The sequence below is a fragment of the Deinococcus sp. Leaf326 genome (genome assembly GCF_001424185.1).
Taxonomy (GTDB): domain Bacteria; phylum Deinococcota; class Deinococci; order Deinococcales; family Deinococcaceae; genus Deinococcus.
In genome coordinates this window covers 113,957-132,780 of record NZ_LMOM01000043.1, presented here as the reverse complement: position 1 = coordinate 132,780, position 18,824 = coordinate 113,957, and the positions used below count along the sequence as shown (strand labels likewise).

Annotated in this window: 17 protein-coding genes; 12 read left to right on the top strand and 5 right to left on the bottom strand. The window is 67.8% G+C overall.

Annotated features, from left to right (window positions below):
* Window positions 1-227: 227 nt before the first annotated feature.
* Window positions 228-1,478, top strand: a complete 1,251-nt coding sequence (tyrS, locus tag ASF71_RS14175) for a tyrosine--tRNA ligase (protein ID WP_056301399.1) — start codon at window positions 228-230, stop codon at window positions 1,476-1,478.
* On the opposite strand, the gene ASF71_RS14170 is transcribed toward tyrS, so the two are convergent.
* Together ASF71_RS14170 and ASF71_RS14165 are read right to left on the bottom strand one after the other, a co-directional pair.
* On the bottom strand, window positions 1,475-1,822 hold the full coding sequence (locus ASF71_RS14170) for a YkgJ family cysteine cluster protein (protein WP_056301397.1): 348 nt from the start codon (window positions 1,820-1,822) through the stop codon (window positions 1,475-1,477). The two genes, tyrS and ASF71_RS14170, sit on opposite strands and share 4 nt — an antisense overlap.
* 76 nt (window positions 1,823-1,898) lie before the next feature.
* Window positions 1,899-2,987 (bottom strand): histidinol-phosphate transaminase, encoded by a 1,089-nt coding sequence (locus ASF71_RS14165; protein ID WP_056301395.1) that lies wholly within the window; start codon window positions 2,985-2,987, stop codon window positions 1,899-1,901.
* Between the two features lie 299 nt (window positions 2,988-3,286).
* On the opposite strand from ASF71_RS14165, the gene rny reads away from it, so the two are divergent.
* The 5 genes from rny to dprA all read left to right on the top strand — a co-directional run bounded on the left by rny (window position 3,287) and on the right by dprA (window position 8,979).
* A complete protein-coding gene (gene rny, locus ASF71_RS14160) occupies window positions 3,287-5,005 on the top strand; it encodes a ribonuclease Y (RefSeq protein WP_056301393.1) in 1,719 nt (572 codons plus the stop codon).
* A gap of 185 nt (window positions 5,006-5,190) precedes the next feature.
* Window positions 5,191-5,643, top strand: a complete 453-nt coding sequence (locus ASF71_RS14155; RefSeq protein WP_056301693.1) for a hypothetical protein — start codon at window positions 5,191-5,193, stop codon at window positions 5,641-5,643.
* Between the two features lie 87 nt (window positions 5,644-5,730).
* The gene (locus ASF71_RS14150) at window positions 5,731-6,390 is read left to right on the top strand and encodes a response regulator transcription factor (protein WP_056301390.1); all 660 of its coding nucleotides are present in this window, start codon (window positions 5,731-5,733) and stop codon (window positions 6,388-6,390) included.
* A 70-nt stretch (window positions 6,391-6,460) separates the two neighbouring features.
* Window positions 6,461-7,879, top strand: coding sequence for a HAMP domain-containing sensor histidine kinase (locus tag ASF71_RS14145; protein ID WP_056301691.1), 1,419 nt, complete (start codon window positions 6,461-6,463; stop codon window positions 7,877-7,879).
* Window positions 7,876-8,979 (top strand): DNA-processing protein DprA, encoded by a 1,104-nt coding sequence (gene dprA, locus ASF71_RS14140; RefSeq protein WP_056301384.1) that lies wholly within the window; start codon window positions 7,876-7,878, stop codon window positions 8,977-8,979. Before ASF71_RS14145 ends, dprA begins: the two co-directional genes overlap by 4 nt.
* 7 nt (window positions 8,980-8,986) lie before the next feature.
* Here dprA and ASF71_RS14135 read toward each other — a convergent pair whose 3' ends face one another.
* Entirely contained in the window at window positions 8,987-9,259 is a 273-nt protein-coding gene (locus tag ASF71_RS14135; RefSeq protein ID WP_056301381.1) for a hypothetical protein, read from the bottom strand.
* Between the two features lie 118 nt (window positions 9,260-9,377).
* A complete protein-coding gene (locus ASF71_RS14130; protein WP_056301379.1) occupies window positions 9,378-9,665 on the bottom strand; it encodes a hypothetical protein in 288 nt (95 codons plus the stop codon).
* Window positions 9,666-9,783: 118 nt separating this feature from the next.
* Here ASF71_RS14130 and dnaA point away from each other — a divergent pair, with 118 nt between their 5' ends.
* From dnaA to ASF71_RS14100, 6 genes are all read left to right on the top strand, one after another.
* On the top strand, window positions 9,784-11,166 hold the full coding sequence (gene dnaA / locus ASF71_RS14125) for a chromosomal replication initiator protein DnaA (protein ID WP_056301690.1): 1,383 nt from the start codon (window positions 9,784-9,786) through the stop codon (window positions 11,164-11,166).
* Window positions 11,167-11,587: 421 nt separating this feature from the next.
* The gene (dnaN, locus tag ASF71_RS14120; RefSeq protein WP_056301376.1) at window positions 11,588-12,670 is read left to right on the top strand and encodes a DNA polymerase III subunit beta; all 1,083 of its coding nucleotides are present in this window, start codon (window positions 11,588-11,590) and stop codon (window positions 12,668-12,670) included.
* A 181-nt stretch (window positions 12,671-12,851) separates the two neighbouring features.
* Window positions 12,852-14,123 carry a phosphopyruvate hydratase gene (gene eno / locus ASF71_RS14115; protein ID WP_056301375.1) on the top strand — a complete coding sequence of 424 codons (1,272 nt, stop codon included), beginning with the start codon at window positions 12,852-12,854 and terminating at the stop codon, window positions 14,121-14,123.
* A gap of 66 nt (window positions 14,124-14,189) precedes the next feature.
* On the top strand, window positions 14,190-15,638 hold the full coding sequence (pyk, locus tag ASF71_RS14110; RefSeq protein WP_056301373.1) for a pyruvate kinase: 1,449 nt from the start codon (window positions 14,190-14,192) through the stop codon (window positions 15,636-15,638).
* Between the two features lie 635 nt (window positions 15,639-16,273).
* On the top strand, window positions 16,274-17,209 hold the full coding sequence (locus ASF71_RS14105) for a magnesium transporter CorA family protein (RefSeq protein ID WP_056301370.1): 936 nt from the start codon (window positions 16,274-16,276) through the stop codon (window positions 17,207-17,209).
* A 60-nt stretch (window positions 17,210-17,269) separates the two neighbouring features.
* Window positions 17,270-18,229 carry an oxidoreductase gene (locus ASF71_RS14100; protein ID WP_056301368.1) on the top strand — a complete coding sequence of 320 codons (960 nt, stop codon included), beginning with the start codon at window positions 17,270-17,272 and terminating at the stop codon, window positions 18,227-18,229.
* A 17-nt stretch (window positions 18,230-18,246) separates the two neighbouring features.
* On the opposite strand, the gene ASF71_RS14095 is transcribed toward ASF71_RS14100, so the two are convergent.
* On the bottom strand, window positions 18,247-18,765 hold the full coding sequence (locus ASF71_RS14095) for a DUF3105 domain-containing protein (protein WP_056301365.1): 519 nt from the start codon (window positions 18,763-18,765) through the stop codon (window positions 18,247-18,249).
* Window positions 18,766-18,824: the final 59 nt, after the last annotated feature.

The following is an 18,824-nucleotide window of genomic DNA, read 5'->3' as shown; positions in this document are numbered from 1 at the left end:
GGGTCGAGGGCCGGCTGCCGCAGGCCGCGCAGAGGCCGTGGCCCGGAAGACCACGCCCCGGGCCGGACTTGCTATGCTGCCGGGCATGAGGCGCCTGACCCGACCTGCCTATCCGTCCCGCCGCTGGCGGGAGGCCCTGGACACGCGGTAAGTGACAGCCTGAAATCCAACCCCCCGAACGCGGCGCGACTCCTGACGAGTGCGCCGCGTTCTTCTCTGGAGTGCCCATGAACGAGATTCGCAGGAATGTCCCGGTGGACGAACAGATCGAGATTTTAAGGCGCGGCGTGGCCGACCTCGTGTCCGAGGATGACCTGCGGCGTAAACTCGCGCGCAGTCTGGAGACCGGCAAGCCGCTGCGGATCAAGCTCGGGGCCGACCCCACCCGCCCCGACCTGCACCTGGGCCACGCGGTGATCCTACGCAAGATGCGTCAGTTTCAGGACCTGGGCCACCAGGTGATCCTGCTCATCGGCGACTTCACGGCCATGATCGGCGACCCCAGCGGCAAGTCCAAGACCCGCCCCCCCCTGACGCTGGAGGAGACGCGCGCCAACGCCAAGAGCTACCTCGAACAGAGCCGACTCGTGCTGCGCGGCGAGCCGGAGGTGCTGGAAATCCGCTACAACGGCGAGTGGCTCGAACCGATGGGCTACGCCGACGTGATCCGGCTGGCGAGCCGCTACACCGTGGCCCGTATTCTGGAGCGCGACGACTTCACCAAGCGCCTGAACGCGGGTACGCCCATCTCGCTGCACGAGCTGCTCTACCCGGTCACGCAGGGCTACGACTCGGTGGCCCTGCACGCCGACGTGGAACTGGGCGGCACCGACCAGCTGTTCAACAACCTCGTGGGGCGCGCGCTGCAACGCGACTACGACCAAGAGCCGCAGGTCGTCATGACCCTGCCGCTGCTCGTCGGTCTGGACGGCACCGAGAAGATGTCCAAGAGCCTGGACAACTACGTCGGCCTGACCGACGAGGCGCACGTCATGTTCGCCAAACTGATGAAGGTGCCCGACACCCTGCTGGACAACTACTTCACGCTGCTGACCGACCTGCCGCGCGCAACGATCGCGGAGCTGCTGGCCGAGCACCCGGTCGCCGCGCACCGCGAACTCGCGCGCGAGGTGGTGCGCGCCTTCCATCCGGACGCCGATCTCGGCGCCGCCGAGGAGCGCTTCCGGGCGGTGGCCAAGGGCGGCATCCCCGAGAACATTCCGGTGGTGACGCTCACCGCGGCCGACCTGGGCGACAGCGCCGATCCCGACCGCGTGAGCCTGGTCAGGCTGGTGGTCCTCGCGGGCCTGGAACCCAGCAACGGCGCGGCCCGCAAGCTCATCCAGAACCGGGGCCTGAAACTCAACGGCGAGACCTTCACCGACCCGCACGGCAGCCTCAGCCGCGCGCAGATTGCCGCCGGGGCCGTCATCCAGAAGGGCAAGGACAAGTTCGCGCGGGTGGTGCTGAGCGGCTAGCGGCCGGAGGGGGCCGCCCCCACCCAGGCGCGGCGGCCCACTTCACCTTCCAGGGCGTAGATCTCCAGGAAGCGCAGGACACGCGCCTCCAGGGTGGGCAGGGGCGCGACCTCGCCGCACACCCAGTCGGGCGCGTAGCTGCGGCACACGCCGGGGCGCGCCGCGTATACGGTGCACAGGCAGGGGCCGTTCGGCGCCGCGTTCAGGTGGACACAGGGCACGCCCAGCGGTTTGCCCAGCGCGTGGATGTCGGGGGCCGAGCAGCAGGCCCCGCACGCCGTACAGTCGCGCACCAGCGGGCTGCGGGGCGCGAAGTCGGGCGGGGCGATGAAGGGGTCGGACACGGCGGATGCGAGGCTAGCGCAGCCGGGCCGGGGCGCACCGTGACCCGCCCCGCTTCTCCAGCCGTGCTCCCCCAGCTCAGCGCAGTTCGTTCACGGCGGCGATCAATGCGTCGTTCTCTGCCGGCGTGCCGACGGCGACGCGGAGGCAGCCCGCGAGCAGATGCAGCCTGTCCTGCCGGCGCACCACGATGCCGCGCGACAACAGGTGGCGGTAGGCCGCGTCGGCGTCCGGGGTCCGCAGCAAAAAGAAGTTGGCCTGACTGGGCAACGCCTCGCAGGTCGGGTGATCCGCCAGAGCCCCGAAGACCCGGTCTCGCTCGCGGATACCCTCGGCCACCCGGTCATGAACGTAGCCGGGCTGCTCCAGCGCCACTTCCAGGGCGGCCTGGGCCAGCAGATTCACGTTGAAGGCCGACACCAGTTTTTGCAGGTTCGCGGCCAGTTCGGGCGAGGCGAGCAGGTAGCCCACCCGCACGCCCGCCAGCCCCCAGGCCTTGCTGAAGGTCCGCAGGCTCAGGCGGGCCGGCCCCCCGCGCACGAGGTCGCGGTAGTCGGTGCGGCTGTACTGGTGGTACGCCTCGTCGAGCACCACGACCCAGCCCGCCGCCTCGGCAGCTTCGGTCAGGACGCGCACGTCGGCCTCAGCGTCCACGTGGCCAGTCGGCGCGTGCGGCTGCGTGAGGTACAGCACGCCCGGCTCCTCGCGCGTTAGTGCCGCGCGCAGCTCCGCAACCGGCAACGAGAAGTCGGGGTTCAGGGACATCTGGACCAGCCGCGCGCCCAGCAGCTCGGCTTCCAGGGTATAGACGCTGAAGGTGGGGTTCACGGTGAGGACGGTCTGACCGATGCCCGCCAGCTCGGTCAGGAGCTTGATGAGCACGTTGCTGCCGGGGGTCACGACCACGCCCGCCGGGTCCCAGTCCTCGTAGCGCGCCACGGCGTCCCGCAGGGTGTCGGCGTGCAGGTCGGGGTAACGGTTCCAGGGGCGCGCGGCCATGCGGCGCAGGGCCTCGGCCTTCAGCTCCTCCGGGAAATCGTAGGGATTTTCGTTCTGGTCGAGCTTGATGGGCACGTCCAGGGGCGTAAAGGGATAGGCGGGCACGTCCCGCACGGCGGCGCGCACGGCGCGGCCCACCGTTCCGGAAACAGGAGGCGAGGAGGTCATGACCGAGTTGTATCACCCGCCCGCGCAGGCCCGCCCGCCGCCGTCCGACCTGCCCAAACGCGCCGGGGAGGTCCGCAGGAACACGCCGCCCAGGCCGCGTTGCCGCTAGACTGCCGGGTGAACGTCCCCCCAGGTTTCACGCCCTTTCAGGCGGCGTTCAGCACCCTTCTCTTCCGACGTGTGGCAGGAGGGCGCCGGGAAGCTCCGCCGGTCCAGGCCGACGGCTTCCCCGCCCTCCGGCCACGCGCAGCCCGCGCTGTTCCGTTTTCCTTTCCCTTTTTCCCTCAAGGAGCTGAGCCATGACCATGCTGTACGTGATTCTGGCACTGGCGCTGGGGCTAGCCCTGGGTTATTTCGCCTGGCGGTCCACCGGCCTCAAGCAGCAGGCCGAACGCGACGACCGTCTGGAGCGGGAGGCCCAGGCCGAGGCGCAGCGGATCCGCGCGCAGGCCGAAGACCACGCCCGCACGCTACACGCCGAGGCCGAGCAGACCCGGCAAGACGCCGCCCGGCGCCTGCAGGAGGCCGAGAAACGCCTGCAGGACGCCGCCGACCGCGAAAGCGGATTGAGCGAGCAGACCGCGCAGTTCGCCGCCGCCCGCGACCAGATCGCCGCGCTGCGCACCCAGGTCGAGCAGGACCGCGCCCAGGCCAAGCAGGACGCCGCCGCCGCGCGCGAGTCGCTCGCCGCCGACCGCCAGCAGACCCGCCGCGAACGCGAGGACCTGGGCCGCGAGATCGAGCGCCTGGGCCGCCGCGCCGAGCAGCTCGACGCCCGCAGCGACAAGCTCGACACCCTCGAAGAGCGCCTGGAAGCCGGGCTGCGCGGCGTGCAGGCCCAGGAGGCCGAGGTGCAGGGCCGCCTGAAGCAGGCCGACCACCGCCTCTACGAGATTGCCGCCCTGAGTACGGAGGCCGCCCGCGAGCAGATCCTCACACGGCTCGACGCCGAACTCGAGGAGGAAAAGGCCATCCGCGTCAAGGCGATGACCGACCGCGCCGCGCAGGAGGCCCGCCGCAGCGCGCGCAGCATCATCGCCCAGGCCATCCAGCGCAGCGCCTCGGAGACGAGCGCGCAGATGAGCGTGTCGGTGGTGCCCATTCCCAGCGACGCCATGAAGGGCCGCCTGATCGGACGCGAGGGCCGCAACATTCGCGCCTTCGAGGCCCTGACCGGCGTGGACCTCATCATCGACGACACGCCCGAAGCCGTGATCCTCTCGAGCTTCAACCCGGTGCGGCGTGAGGTCGCCAAGCACGTTCTCGACGCGCTGGTCGCCGACGGCCGCATCCACCCCACCCGCATCGAGGAGATGGTCCACAAGGCCCAGGAGGAGATGAAGACCTTCATCCACGGCCAGGGCGAGGAAGCGGCCATCGAGTCGGGCGTGGTGGGCCTCAAGCCGGGGCTGGTGCAGCTGCTGGGGCGCATGTATTTCCGCAGCTCCTACCAGCAGAACGTCCTGAAACACAGTGTGCAGGTCGCGCACCTCACCGGCATCATGGCGGCCGAACTGGGGCTGGACGAGGCGCTGGCGCGCCGCGCTGGGCTGCTGCACGACGTGGGCAAGAGCATCGACCGCGAGATTGACGGCACCCACGTCGAGATCGGCATCAACCTCGCCAAGCGCTTCGGCGAGGGTCCGGCCGTCATCGACGCCATTGCCCACCACCACGACCCCGAGAACGGCGAGACGCTGTACTCGGTGCTCGTCGCCGCCGCTGACGCCATCAGCGCGGCGCGGCCCGGCGCGCGGCGCGAGGAACTCGAGTCCTACGTGCGCCGCCTCGAACAGCTCGAACAGATCGCGGTGTCGTTTCCCGGCGTGCAGCAGGCCTACGCCATCCAGGCCGGGCGCGAGGTCCGCGTGGTCGTGCAGCCCGAGAAGGTCACCGACGCCCAGGCCACACTCCTCGCCCGCGAGATCGCCGCGCGGGTCGAGCAGGACATGGAATACCCCGGTCAGGTGCAGGTGACGGTCGTGCGCGAGAGCCGCGCGGTGGATATCGCGCGCTGAGCCCTCATCCCCTCTCTTTCCGGCGGCCCGTCCCTTCCAGGCGGGCCGCCGCCGTTTCTAAAGAAGACAAAGGTTCTCATCAAGGGGGCGTCAGCTTAGGGGGCTATGGTGCGTGAATCTCGGCGGCCGGCAATGTCGGCCCCGGCCCAGAAGACTCTCTCAAGGATTGGATAGACTCGACGATGATGAAACGCCCCCTCCTGCTTCTGAGCGCGCTGCTCGCCCTGTGCCCCCCGGCACTGGGGCTGAAGCTGACGGTCCGGGACCCGGAGCTGCAGACCTCGCTCGGGTACGGCGAGAGCAGCGGCGGCAAGTTCAACGTGAAACTCGTGGCCGACTACGAAGGCCCCGTCGTGGTGCTGTTCTCACAGAGCGACGACGAGAAGTCGCGCGGCCTGTTTCCCGGTCTCAAGAGCAGCTACGACGGCGCGATGCGCGGCGGCCAGCTGTTCCTGAATTCCGATGCGGCCCCGAGTGCCAAGGTGGGCACCGCCTCCGCCAACGTCCGGAGTATGAGCGTTCCGGCAACCGGCACTTCACTGGGACGCTTCCTGCAACCCTTCAAATTGACGGTGTCGCTTCAGACCACCGGCCAGAGCGGCAGCCCCATGGAGCTGCTGCTGCGCGCCACGCGCTGAACCCGGGCTCCCTTCCCGGCCCGACTTCACGCTGGGGCCGCCCTCTGCCGCGCCCATCCCGCACGACCCCGACCAAAGGAGACCGATATGCTCGCGCAGATTCTCGTCGTCGAGGACGACCCGCACCTCGGACCGCTGCTCAAGGAATACCTCTCGGCCGACTATCAGGTGCACCACTCCGTCACCCTTAAAGACGCCCAGGCCTGGCTCGGGACACACAGCGCCCAGCTCATCCTGCTCGACCTGAACCTGCCCGACGGTGACGGCCTCGACCTTGTACAGGCGCTGCGGCAGTACAGCTCGACGCCGGTGCTCGTGCTCTCGGCGCGCAGCGGGGTGCAGGAACGGGTCGCGGGCCTGAACGCCGGGGCCGACGACTACCTCACCAAGCCCTTCGCCATGCCCGAACTCGACGCGCGCATCACCGCGCTGCTGCGGCGCACCGCCGCCGGGACCGGCGTGAATCTGGGCAACACCAGTCTGTCCACGAGCAGCCTGCTGCTGACCGTGAACGACAAGAATGTGAACCTCACCGAGCACGAGGCACGCATCCTGGAACTCATGATGCGCACGCCCGAGCGGGTCTTCTCGCGCGCCGACATCGAGTCGCACCTGTACGGCTGGGAGACCCCCAACAGCAACTCGGTCGAGGTCCGGATCTCGCAGCTTCGCAAGAAGCTCGAAAGCGCCGGGTCGGACCTGAGAATCCGGACCATCCGCAACGTCGGCTACGTCCTCCAGGTCTGAGGGGGACGTGACGACGCCCGGACCTGAACCGGAAGAATCGGGGAGGCCCGCCCGGGCGCGCACGCGGGTGATGACGCCCGGCGCCGGGTTGTACTCGGCGCGGGTGGCGTGGCGCCACAGCCTGCGTTTCCGGCTGGCCCTCGTTTATACCCTGGCCACCCTGATGATTGTCACGGTGATTGGGGTAGGCATGGTGCTGTACCTGCTGGGTCAGATGGACCGGCAGTTTCAGCAGCGGCTCAACGAGCGCGCCGAGGTCATCGCCGAGCGGTTCGAGAACCCGCAGACCAACCTGGGCAAACCGGCGCAGCCCACGAGCGGCTACACGGCGATTCTGGACCAGAGCGGCAACATCCAGGCCATCAGTCAGGCGCTTCAGGTGGCGACCGGACAGCAGCTCAAGCGCGGCCAGCCCTTTCCGTATCTGAACCAGCGGCCCCTGGAGATCCAGGGAATTCCCATGCGTGCCGCGACCCGGCGGGCAGGCGACTTCGGAACCGTCTGGGTCGCCCTGCCCGAGGAAGATGTGCGCGCGGCCCGCACAAGCGCCGTGAGCGCCCTGCTGCTGGCACTGGCCGTGACCCCGCTGCTCATGCTGCTGCTGGGCTGGTGGGGGGGTCGCCGGGCGCTGGCCGGGCTGGGGCAGGCGGCCGACCTCGCCGACCGCATCGACCCGACGCGCAGCCTCGCCACCCTGCCGCTGCCCCGGCGCGAGGACGAGGTCCACCGCCTGCTCGCGGCCATCAACCGCCTACTCGTACGGATCGAGGCCGGGCAGGCGCGCGAAAAGCAGCTCCTGGGCCAGATTGTCCATGAGCTCGGCGCGCCCCTGACCGTGCTGCGGGCCTCGCTGTCGCGGGCCGGCGACCGCACCGGCGACCCCGAGGTGCTGCGCGCCGCACTGGTGGCCGACGAACTGACCTTCACGACCCAGGACCTCATGCAGATGGCCCGTGGGCAGCTGGAGATGCGGTTGGCATGGCACTACATCCCCGCCCGGACCCTCCAGGGCCGCCTCGACCGGCTGGTGCCCGGCACGACCTTTGTGGGCGACTGGCATGCCGGAATCCTGTGCGACCCCGACCGATTGACCCAGGCACTGCGCAACCTGCTCGCCAACGCGCGGCGGGCTGCTGGGCCTCAGGGCACCGTGACGTTGACACTGGCTGAGACGCCCGAAGAGGTTCGCTTCACCGTGCGCGACACCGGCCCGGGCCTGCCGACCGAACTGGGCGAGCGCATCTTCGACCCCTTCGTGAGCGGGGCGGGCAGTTCGGGCCTGGGCCTGAGCGTCTCGCGCCAGATCGCGGTGATGCACGGCGGGTCGCTGTCGGGGAGCAATCCCCCCGGCGGGGGCGCGCAGTTCGTGCTGACCGTGCCCGGCGCGGCCCTGGGCGACGAGGACGACGGCGAAGCAGGCGACGAGCTGGTGGCTGAGGGCGCACCGGAAGAAACCCGTGAGGCGCTTCCCCCTACCCTCAGGGGATGACCCGCCCCGCCGCCCTTTCCCCGTCCGGAGTGGACCCGGACGGGGCCGAACTGCTCGCGCTGCTCACCCTGCGCTTCACGCCGCATCTCGGTCCCCGGCGCATAGAGAGCCTGCGCCGGCACTTCGGCACGGCGCACGCCGCCCTGTACGCTCCCCTGGCCCAACTGCGAACCGTACCGGGGCTAGACTCCCGCAGCCTTGCGGCCATCGGGAGCAGTGGGGCGGCCGAACTGGCCCAGGCCGAACTGGAGAAGGTCGCCGGAGCCGGCGTGAGACTGCTCGGCCGGGGTCTGGCGGACTACCCGGAGGCTCTGGAGGCCCTCGGCGACCCGCCGGCCGTGCTTTGGGTCCGCGGCGAGTGGCCCGAGTTTCCGGCGGTGCCCCGCGCCGTGGGCGTCGTGGGCACCCGGGCGGTCAGCCCTCATGCCCGGTCGCTCACCCGCCAGATCGCAGCCGACCTCGCGCGGGCGGGAGTGGTCGTCGTCAGCGGGCTGGCGCGCGGCGTGGATACCGAGGCGCACTCGGCGGCGATGGAGGCGGGCGGCCTCAGCGTGGCGGTCCTGGGCAGCGCGGTCAACCACATCTACCCCAGCGAGAATGTGCCTCTGTCGCGGCAGCTCACGCTGGTCAGCGAGTACCCCCTGGGGACGCCTCCCGCTCAGCACCACTTTCCGACCCGCAACCGCCTCATCGCGGCCCTGAGCGCCGGCTCACTGATCGTGGAAGGCGAGCTGAAGTCGGGGTCCATGATCACCGCGACGCACGCGCTGGAGTGTGGGCGAACCGTGTTCGCCGTACCGGGCCGGGCCGGAGACCCCCGCGCCGCCGGACCCCACCGCCTGCTGCGCGAGGGCGCGGTCCTGACCGAGTCAGCCCAGGACATCCTCGACGAGCTGGGATGGGGGACCGTGGAGGCCGCGTCTCTACCCGACCTGCCCCCTGAGCAACTGCGGGTACTGACAGCTCTGGGGACGCCCACCACCCTCGACGACCTTCAAGCTCAGACCCGCCTGCCCCTTCCCGAGCTGCAAACGGCCCTGGTCATGCTCCAGCTCCTGGGCTTGGCCGAGGAAACGGGCGGGCGCTGGGCGCGGCGCTAGGCAGGCGTCACTCGTCGCCCGTGCCGGTCACGCCCGCGCGGGTCACGAGGCCCTGCTCGCCCGCCGTGTCGGCCTCCTTGACCGCCTCGGCTCCGCTGGCGTGCTTAACCTCGCTCAGACGGGCCGTTTTCTCGACCGGGGTGCCGTCGGCGTCCAGCACCTCGTCTTTGGTAGTCAGAATCGAGTCGATCCCCTCGCGCCCGGCCTTGGCCTCCTGCCCGGGGGTGTCCGCGGTGATACCGGTCAGGCCGCCCGTCGCCGTCGTTCCGTCACTGGTCATGACCCCAGAATGTGCGGCCAGGGACCGGAAAGGACCGGCACGGCATGAAGGGCTGTTGAGGCTCGCCCCGGCTTCTAGACCGCCCGGCCTGAAGAGGCCCGGCCAGGGTCCGTCCTGCTCAGCCGTGCTGCGGCCCGAAGTCCTTCTCGATGTCCACATGGGGGGGACCGTCCACCCGCACCCCTTCCAGGGCCGGATCGTTCAGGGCGGCCAGCAGGTCGTGCACACCCACGCGCAGTTCTCCGCCGGAGCCCGAAAGTCCTGTGGTCCGAGGGTCGAGCAGCAGTTGCCAGCCGCCGCCAGGCCACGCAGCCGCCACCTCCAGCACTTCGCCCCGGTTCAGGGCGGCGAGTTCCAGGTCATCGAGGCGCGCGCGCAGGCCCCGGCTCGTCAGGCGGACTTTCATGCAGGCAGCATAGGGGCAAAGAGCGGCCCAGCGCGGCCTTCTTCTCTCTTCTCTCCGGAGCGGCTGGGGGCGGGTGGTATGCTGGGCACGCAGAATTGCAGACCGGGAGGTGCCCTTTATCTCGCAGGAAATCTGGACGGACGTGCTGGCCTACGTCCGCAAAAACATCTCCGAGGTCGAATACAAGACCTGGCTGGAGCCGGTCAAGAATCTGGGTGTGCAGGAGGGGTCGCTCGTGCTGGGCGTCCGCAACTCCTTCGCGCAGGAATGGTTCCGCAAGCATTACCAGGAACTGCTCGAAGACGCCCTGCGCTCGCTGGGCGCGCAAAATCCCCAGGTGAGCTTTCAGGTGCTGCCGGCGTCGCAAGACGCTCTGCTGCTGCACAGCGACCCGCCGCCGCCGCCGCCCGTACCGGGTGGAAGTCGCGCAGCGGCGAGTGCCCTGGTCCCCACGCTAGGTGACAACCGCAAGAGCCTGAATCCCAAGTACACCTTCGAGAATTTCGTGGTGGGGCCCAACAACAACCTCGCGCACGCGGCGGCGCTCGCCGTAGCCGAGTCGCCGGGCCGGGCCTACAACCCGCTGTTCATCTACGGAGACGTAGGGCTGGGCAAGACCCACCTCATGCACGCGGTGGGCCACTACATCGCCGAGCGGTTTCCCGACAAACGCATCGAATACGTCTCGACCGAGACCTTTACCAACGAGCTCATCAACGCGATCCGCGAGGACAAGACCACGCAGTTTCGCAACCGCTACCGCTCGGTTGACCTGCTGCTCGTGGACGATATCCAGTTTCTGGCCGGCAAGGAACGCACGCAGGAGGAGTTCTTCCACACCTTCAACGCGCTCTACGAGAGCCACAAACAGATCATCCTGAGCAGCGACCGGCCCCCCAAGGACATCCAGACGCTCGAGGGCCGCCTGCGTAGCCGCTTCGAGTGGGGTTTGATCACCGATATCCAGTCGCCGGAATTTGAGACGCGCGTGGCGATCCTGAAGATGAACGCCGAGCAGGGCGGCATCAACATTCCCCAGGACATCCTGGAACTGATCGCCCGGCAGGTCACGAGCAACATCCGCGAGCTCGAGGGCGCCCTAATGCGGGTGGTAGCCTTTTCCAGCCTCAACAACGTGCCCTTTTCGCGCATGGTGGCGGCCAAGGCCCTGTCCAACGTTTTCGCGCCGCAGGAAGTCAAAGTCGAGATGATCGACGTACTGCGGCTCGTCGCATCGCATTACGGCCTGACTCCTGACGTGGTGCGCGGCTCCGGACGGGCACGGGAGGTGGTCTTGCCCAGGCAGGTCGCGCAGTATCTCATCCGCGACCTCACCGACCACTCGCTGCCGGAGATCGGACAATTCTTCGGGCGCGACCACTCGACCGTCATGCACGCCATCAGCAAAGTCGGGGACCAGATCGTCAAGGACTCGGTCCTGCGAGATACGGTGGCCACTCTGCGGCGAGCGGTTCAGCTCGAACCGGATCCCGAAAACTGACATAATGACACCCCATGACTTTGCTTGGGCCGAAATAAGTTCCAAATCCCGTTCCAAAAACGTGTGCCGAGTTTCACAATCTGTGGATAAAGTTGTGGATAACCTCAAAAACCTGTGGATAAGTAGCCGTTTTCTGTGGATAGATTTGTGGATAACTACCCCACTTGTCCACAGGCAAAATCCCCTGTGGATAACTACCCCACTTATCCACAGGTTTTCCACAGGCAAACAAGGTTTTCCACAGTAAGCCTGTGGAAAACTTTTGCCCTCCAGGCGCAAGTCAAAGCTAGTTTTCCACAGTATCCACAGGACCTACTACTACTACTACTAATTCTTTAGATGTTACAGAGCAGGTAAAAGATAGGGTTCCATGCTGGGCAACCCAGCTCAGGACAAAAGATCCAAAAGGAAGGAACGGAAAATGAGAGCGAACGTCACCAAAAAAACCCTGAGTGAAGGTCTTGGCCTTCTTGAACGGGTAATTCCTAACCGCAGCAGCAATCCCCTCCTGACCGCCCTGAAGGTGGAGGCCTCGGAAACAGGACTGACGCTGAGTGGAACCAACCTCGAGATCGACCTGTCATGTTTCGTTCCGGCCGAGGTGCAGTCGCCGCAGGACTTTGTGGTTCCGGCCCATCTCTTTTCTCAGATCGTGCGCAATCTGGGCGGCGAGCTCGTGGAACTCGAACTCTCGGGCGCTGAGCTCGCGGTGCGGGCAGGCGGCTCGGATTTCAAACTCCAGACGGGTGATCTCGCGGCGTACCCACCCCTGACCTTCCCCACCCACGCCGATGTGAGCCTCGACGGCGGCGAACTTGCCCGGGCTTTTTCCAGCGTGCGCTATGCCGCGAGCAACGAGGCGTTCCAGGCAGTTTTCCGGGGCATCAAACTCGAACACCGTGCCGAGTCGGCCCGTGTGGTTGCGTCCGACGGTTACCGGGTCGCCATCCGCGACTTTCCGGCCAGCGGGGAAGGCCGGAACCTGATCGTGCCGGCCCGCAGCGCCGACGAACTCATCCGTGTTCTGCGCGACGGCGAGGCCCGCTTTACCTACGGTGACGGACAGCTCAGCGTGACCACCGACCGTGTGCGCATGAATCTCAAGCTGCTCGACGGTGATTTTCCCGACTACGAACGGGTCATTCCCAAGGACATCAAGCTTCAGGTGACGCTGCCTGCCACCGCCCTGAAAGAGGCCGTAAGCCGCGTAGCCGTGCTGGCCGACAAGAATGCGAACAACCGCGTTGAGTTCCTGGTCTCCGAGGGCAAGCTGCGCCTCGCGGCCGAAGGCGACTACGGCCGCGCGCAGGACACGCTTGATGTGGTGCAGGGGGGATCGGAACCGGCCATGAGCCTCGCCTTCAACGCCCGCCATGTCCTCGACGCCCTGGGTCCCATTGACGGAGAAGCTGAGCTGCTGTTCTCCGGCTCTACCAGCCCCGCCATCTTCCGCGCGAGCGGGGGCGGGGGTTATATGGCCGTCATGGTCACGCTGCGCGTCTGAGGGGCCTTGCAGGGCCGGCACGGGGCATGTCCGGTACCGGCCCTGGACCAGATTGGTCAGGTGTGGGTCAGTGGCCGCCCACTTAGACGCGGTGCATCCGTGGCGGTCAACGCGCGCTTATAGTGTCGGAGATACACCTACCGGCCGGTCTGCGGCCGGGGGACGTTCCGGGAGGCAAGCTATGAAGATCGAAAAAGTCATCGCCCGTGAAGTGCTCGACTCGCGTGGGAATCCCACCGTCGAAGCCGAAGTGCACCTCGACAGCGGCTTCCATGGCCGCGCCATCGTGCCCAGCGGCGCAAGCACCGGCGCCCACGAGACGCTGGAACTGCGTGATGGCGACGCCGGGCGCTATCTGGGCAAGGGCGTGCTCAAGGCCGTCCAGAACGTCAACGAGGCCCTGGGGCCGGCCGTGGTGGGGCTTGACGCCTCCGACCAGAACCTGATCGACGTCACTCTGCTCGCCACCGACGGCACGCCCAATAAGGGCAAGCTGGGCGGCAACGCCATCCTGGCCGTGAGCTTGGCGACTGCCCGCGCCGCCGCCAGCGAACTCGACATCCCGCTCTACCGCTACCTGGGCGGCAGCAACGCCAAGACGCTGCCCGTGCCGATGATGAACGTCATCAACGGCGGCGCGCACGCCGACAACTCGGTGGACTTCCAGGAGTTCATGATCATGCCAGTCGGCGCGCCCAGCTTCCGCGAAGCGCTGCGCTACGGCGCCGAGACCTTCCACACGCTGAAAAAGGTGCTCAGCAGCAAGGGCTACAACACCAACGTGGGCGACGAGGGCGGTTTCGCGCCGGACCTGAAGAGCAACGAGGAAGCGCTGGACGTGCTGCTCGAGGCCATCCAGAAGGCGGGCTACGAGCCGGGCAAGGACATCATGATCGCGCTGGACCCCGCCGTGACCGAGCTCTACAAGGACGGCAGCTACCACCTGGAGAGCGAGGGCCGCGTGCTCTCGACCGCCGAGATGGTGGACTTCTGGGCCGACTGGGCCAGCCGATATCCCATCGTGAGCATCGAAGACGGCCTGGCCGAAGACGACTGGGACGGCTGGGCGCAGCTCACGGCCAAGATCGGTGACAAGGTGCAGCTCGTGGGCGACGACCTGTTCGTGACCAACCCCGAGCGCCTTCAGCGCGGCATCGACACCGGGGTGGGCAACGCGATCCTGGTGAAGGTCAACCAGATCGGCAGCCTGACCGAGAGCATGGACGCCATCGAGCTCGCCAAGCGTCACCACTACGGCACGGTCATCAGCCACCGCTCGGGCGAATCCGAGGACGCCTTCATCGCCGACCTCGCCGTGGCGACGAACGCCGGCCAGATCAAGACCGGCTCGGCCAGCCGCAGCGACCGCATCGCCAAATACAACCAGCTGCTGCGGATCGAGGACAGCCTCGGCGACCGCGCCGTGTATCCCGGCCGCAAGGCCCTGCGCTAAACGCCCCTGGGCGGCCAGGAAGTTCTCCGGCCGCCCGCTTTCTTGCATGCTTGGAAAGGATTCCAGATGAAGCACTTTGAACGCGCGACCAAGATCGTCGCCACCATCGGCCCCGCGAGCCGCAGCCCCGAAGTCCTGAGCCGCATGATGGACATGGGTCTGAACGTCGTGCGCATGAACTTCAGCCACGGCGACCAGGAAGACCACCGCCAGACCTTCCAGATGGTGCGCGAACTCGCCGCCCAGAAGAACCTGCCCATCGGCATCCTGCAGGACCTCCAGGGGCCCAAGATCCGGGTGGCCCGCTTCGCCGAGGGCAAGGTCACGCTGGCGCAGGGCGACCGCTTCACGATCACGATGGACGACGTGGAAGGCGACCACACGCGCGTGGGCAGCACCTACAAGGGCCTGGCCCTGGACGTGCACCCCGGCATGACGCTGCTGCTCGACGACGGCAACATGGCCCTGAAGGTCGAGGGCGTGCGCGGCAACGACGTGTTGACCACCGTGATGGTGGGCGGCGTCCTGAAGAACAACAAGGGCATCAACGTGCCCGAGGCCGACCTCTCGGTGCCCGCGCTGTCGGACAAGGACGTGTCGGACATGGAGTTCGGCGCGTCGCTGGGCGTGGACTGGGTGGCGCTGAGCTTCGTGCGTTCGCGCGACGACCTGCTGCTGGCCCGGCACTACCTCGCGCGCTTCGGCTCGCGCGCCAAGCTCATGGCCAAGATCGAGAAGCCGCAGGCCGTGGACCGCTTCGAGGACATCCTGCGTGAGGTGGACGGCATCATGGTGGCGCGCGGCGACCTGGGCGTCGAGATGCGTGCCGAGCAGGTGCCGACCATCCAGAAGCGCATCATCCGCATGTGCCGCGAGCAGGGCAAGCCGGTCATCACGGCCACCCAGATGCTCGAGAGCATGATCGGTCTGCCGCGCCCCACCCGCGCCGAGGCCTCGGACGTGGCGAACGCCATCTACGACGGTACCGACGCCGTGATGCTCTCGGCCGAGTCGGCCGCGGGCCTGTACCCCGTCGAGTCGGTCGCCATGATGGACCGCATCGCCCGTGAGGCCGAGGGCAGTGAGCATTACCAGATGCTCCAGCAGCAGCAGGTCATCGACACCGAACTGGCGCAGGACTCGATTGCCTTCGCGGCATGTTCCATCGGCGAGAAGCTCGACGCCCCGGCCATCGTGACCTTCACGAGTACGGGTGGCGCGGCGGCCCGCATCGCCAAGTACCGTCCGCCCCTGGCGATCCTGGCGCTGACCCCCAACGAGCAGACCCGCAATCAGCTGACCCTGAGCTGGGGCGTGGTGCCCATGCTCAGCGAGGACCCCAGCGACACCGACGACATGGTGCGTATCGCCAATGATGAGCTGAAGAAGAGCGGCCTGGCCGACGTCACCGACCGCTACGTCATCACGGCGGGCGTGCCCTTCGGCGTGCGCGGCACGACCAACATGCTGCGCGTCGAGAGACTCCGCGAAGACGACTTCGGCGCCCTGCGCTGAGGGTCTGTCCCCCTTGCGGCCGGCCAGTGAGGCCCACAGGCCCAGCCGCAGGGGCGCATGCCGGAGACGGCCGTGCCCCAGAGAAAATCCGTTCCGGCGCCCTTCGCCTGCCTCACCCTGACCCGCCACGTGTCAGGGTGGGGTCAGGTTTTTATCCACAGGGACGGGGTTTATCCACATTCTGTCTGTGGATAACTCTGGAGACTGGGGGTCGGAGCGCGGCCAGCACCTTGTCCACAGCCGGCGCGGGTTGTCCACAGCGAGGCTGTGCATAACTTTGCGCCCGGTGGGAAGATTCAGACTTGCGGGACGGGCAATCTGCCCGGTAGCATGGCGTTTGCCGCGCCGGTTTGGGCCGCGCCTGCCGGGGAGGTGATCAGACGTGAATTCCGAACAACTGGACCAGGGAGAACCGCCCAGTTTGCCCCTCACGCCTTATCCCCTGCCCCGGAGAACGCCATGCGCCCAACCACAGCCCTGAGACGGCTCCATTCCGTTTCTGGAATAGGCCGGACCCACCCCCGGCCTGTTCTTGCATCTTCGCCAAGCCGCTGCCTGTTTCCCTCGCTTCGCCGGGTCGTTACCCGGAAGGCGTCAGCAGCGCCTGAACGGCCTCTGAACGCGGGAGCTGGCCCATGCTGACGTACTACCGCAGCATCGGCGGCAAGCTGACGGTCATCGACGGCTATATCGACGGCTGCTGGATCAACGCCGCCGCTCCCACCCCTGAGGAACTCGGCCGCGTGAGCCGCGAGACCGGCCTGGATTTCGACTACCTGTCGTACCCGCTCGATCCCGACGAACGCTCGCGTTTCGAGCGCGAAGACGGGCAGCTCCTCATCATCATGCAGACGAGCTACCGGCTTCCTCCCGAGAACGACATTCCCTACGACACGGTTCCGCTGGGCATCCTGCACACCGACCACTGCCTCGTGACCGTGTGCATGCTCGAAGAAAATCCAGTGGTCAAGGACGTGCTCAGCGGGCTGGTCCGCCGCGTGAGCACCGTCAAGAAAAACCGCCTGACGCTGCAGCTGTTCCTGCGCAATGCTCAGCGCTTCCTGATTGACGTGCGTCAGATCAACAAGCGGGTGGACGTCATCGAGGACAAGCTGGAGAACTCGCAGCAGAACCGCGAGCTTCTCGACCTCCTGAAACTCGAAAAGAGTCTGGTGTATTTCATGACCGGCCTCAAGGCCAACGAGGCCATGATGGAACGGGTCAAGCGCGACCGCATCTTCGAGATGTACGAGGAAGACAGCGACCTGCTTGACGACGTGCTCATCGAGAACCTCCAGGCCATCGAAATGGCGTCCATCGCCAGCAACATCCTGACCAGCATGGCGGGCGCCTTCGCCAGCGTGATTTCCAACAACGTCAACCAGGTCGTGAAGGTGCTTACCATCACGACCATCCTCGTGGCGATTCCGACGCTGGTCACCAGCATTTTCGGCATGAACGTCCCGCTTCCCTTCGAGGGCAACCCCGAGGGCTTCTGGCTGGTGCTGGGCATCGCCTCGGCGCTGGCCGCCGTCCTGGCGTTCCTGTTCTACCGCTGGCGCGTGTTCTGACCCGGTGGGCCATTCCCGCGCGCCCGGCCCCTCGCCCCTTTTCTCCACAGGAGGTTTCCCATGCCCATCACGTCCCCTTTCGGTGCCCGTTCGACCGCGCTGGAGGTCGTGCGCGGCCATGACCTGAGCGGCCAGGTCGCCCTTGTCACGGGCGCGACCTCGGGGCTGGGCGTAGAGACGGCCCGCGCTCTGCTTTCGGCCGGGGCCTCGGTGGTGCTGGGCGTGCGCGACGTGACCAGGGGTGAGGCGCTGGCCCGCGAACTGGCGGCCAGCACCGGCCAGGCAGCCCCCGAGGTGCTGGCGCTGGACCTGTCGTCGCTCGGGTCGGTGCGCGCCGCTGCCGAGACCTTTCTGGCCCGGCACAGCCGCCTGGACCTTCTCGTGAACAACGCGGGCGTCATGGCGACCCCGTTCGGGCACACCGAAGACGGCTTCGAGACGCAGTTCGGGACGAACCACCTGGGCCACTTCGTGCTGACAGGCCGCCTGCTCGGGGCCCTGCGCGCCGCGCCCGCCGCCCGCGTGGTGGCGCTCTCGTCGGCCGGGCACCGGTTGTCGGACGTGGACCTCACCGACCCGCAGTTCGCGCGGCGGCCCTACGACAAGTGGCTGGCCTACGGGCAGTCCAAGACGGCCAACGCGCTGTTCGCGGTGGGGTTCACGGAGCGCTTCGGAGCGCAGGGTCTATACGCCAACGCGGTGCACCCGGGCGGCATCATGACCGGTCTCCAGAAGTTCCTGCCCCGTGAGGAACAGGTCCGTATGGGCTGGATGGACGAGGCCGGGAACCTCAACCCCGTGTTCAAGACCCCCGAGCAGGGCGCGGCCACGAGCGTCTGGGCGGCGGTGGGCGACGAACTGCGCGGTGTAGGCGGCCTGTACCTCGAAGATGCGCGCGAGGGGCTGCCCTACGACGCGGCCCGGCCCCAGGAGGGCTACCGTCCCTACGCGCTGGACTCCGAGCGGGCGCAGAGGCTGTGGGCACTGTCGGAAGACCTGGTGGGCGAGAGATTCGACTGAGGGAGGCGCGGCCCGCCTCAGCGCGTGCCGCCGTAGCCCCGCGCGCAGCTCGCGCCGTGTTCGGGCGCCGTCTCGCGGCCGGCGTAGTCGCGCACGAAGCGCTTCAGTCGCGGGTCGTTGGCCGTCTGCGCGCTGATCTGGGCGTTCCAGGCCGTCGCCACGATCGCCGCGCCCAGGTTCTCGCGGGGGCTCAGGAGCGCGGGCGGCGCCTGGCCTCCCGCCGGGGCCGCGAGCAGGGCGCGCAGTTCCGCAACCTCGGCAGCGTCCAGGCCGGGCCGGTAGGTCAGCCACACGGCGCCGCGCGCCAGCGTGTGGACAGCGTACTCGTCGTATACCGGCGCGGTATAGACCCCGCAGGTCTGCCACAGCGCGTTGTAGGGCCCGCCGGCCGGGGGGCTCTGGGAATAGGTGACCGACCCGCTGCGCACGTCACCGCCGGCGTAGCTGAAGGTCTGGAGGCCCTCCAGCGGCGGCTCGGCGCAGGCCGTGAGGGCACTCAGCAAGAACAGCAGCGGTAACAGCGGACGACCCTTCATCGCGGCCAGCCTAGAGCATCGGGCTATGGGAGGCGTCCAGCTTCTGTGGAGGGGGTCAG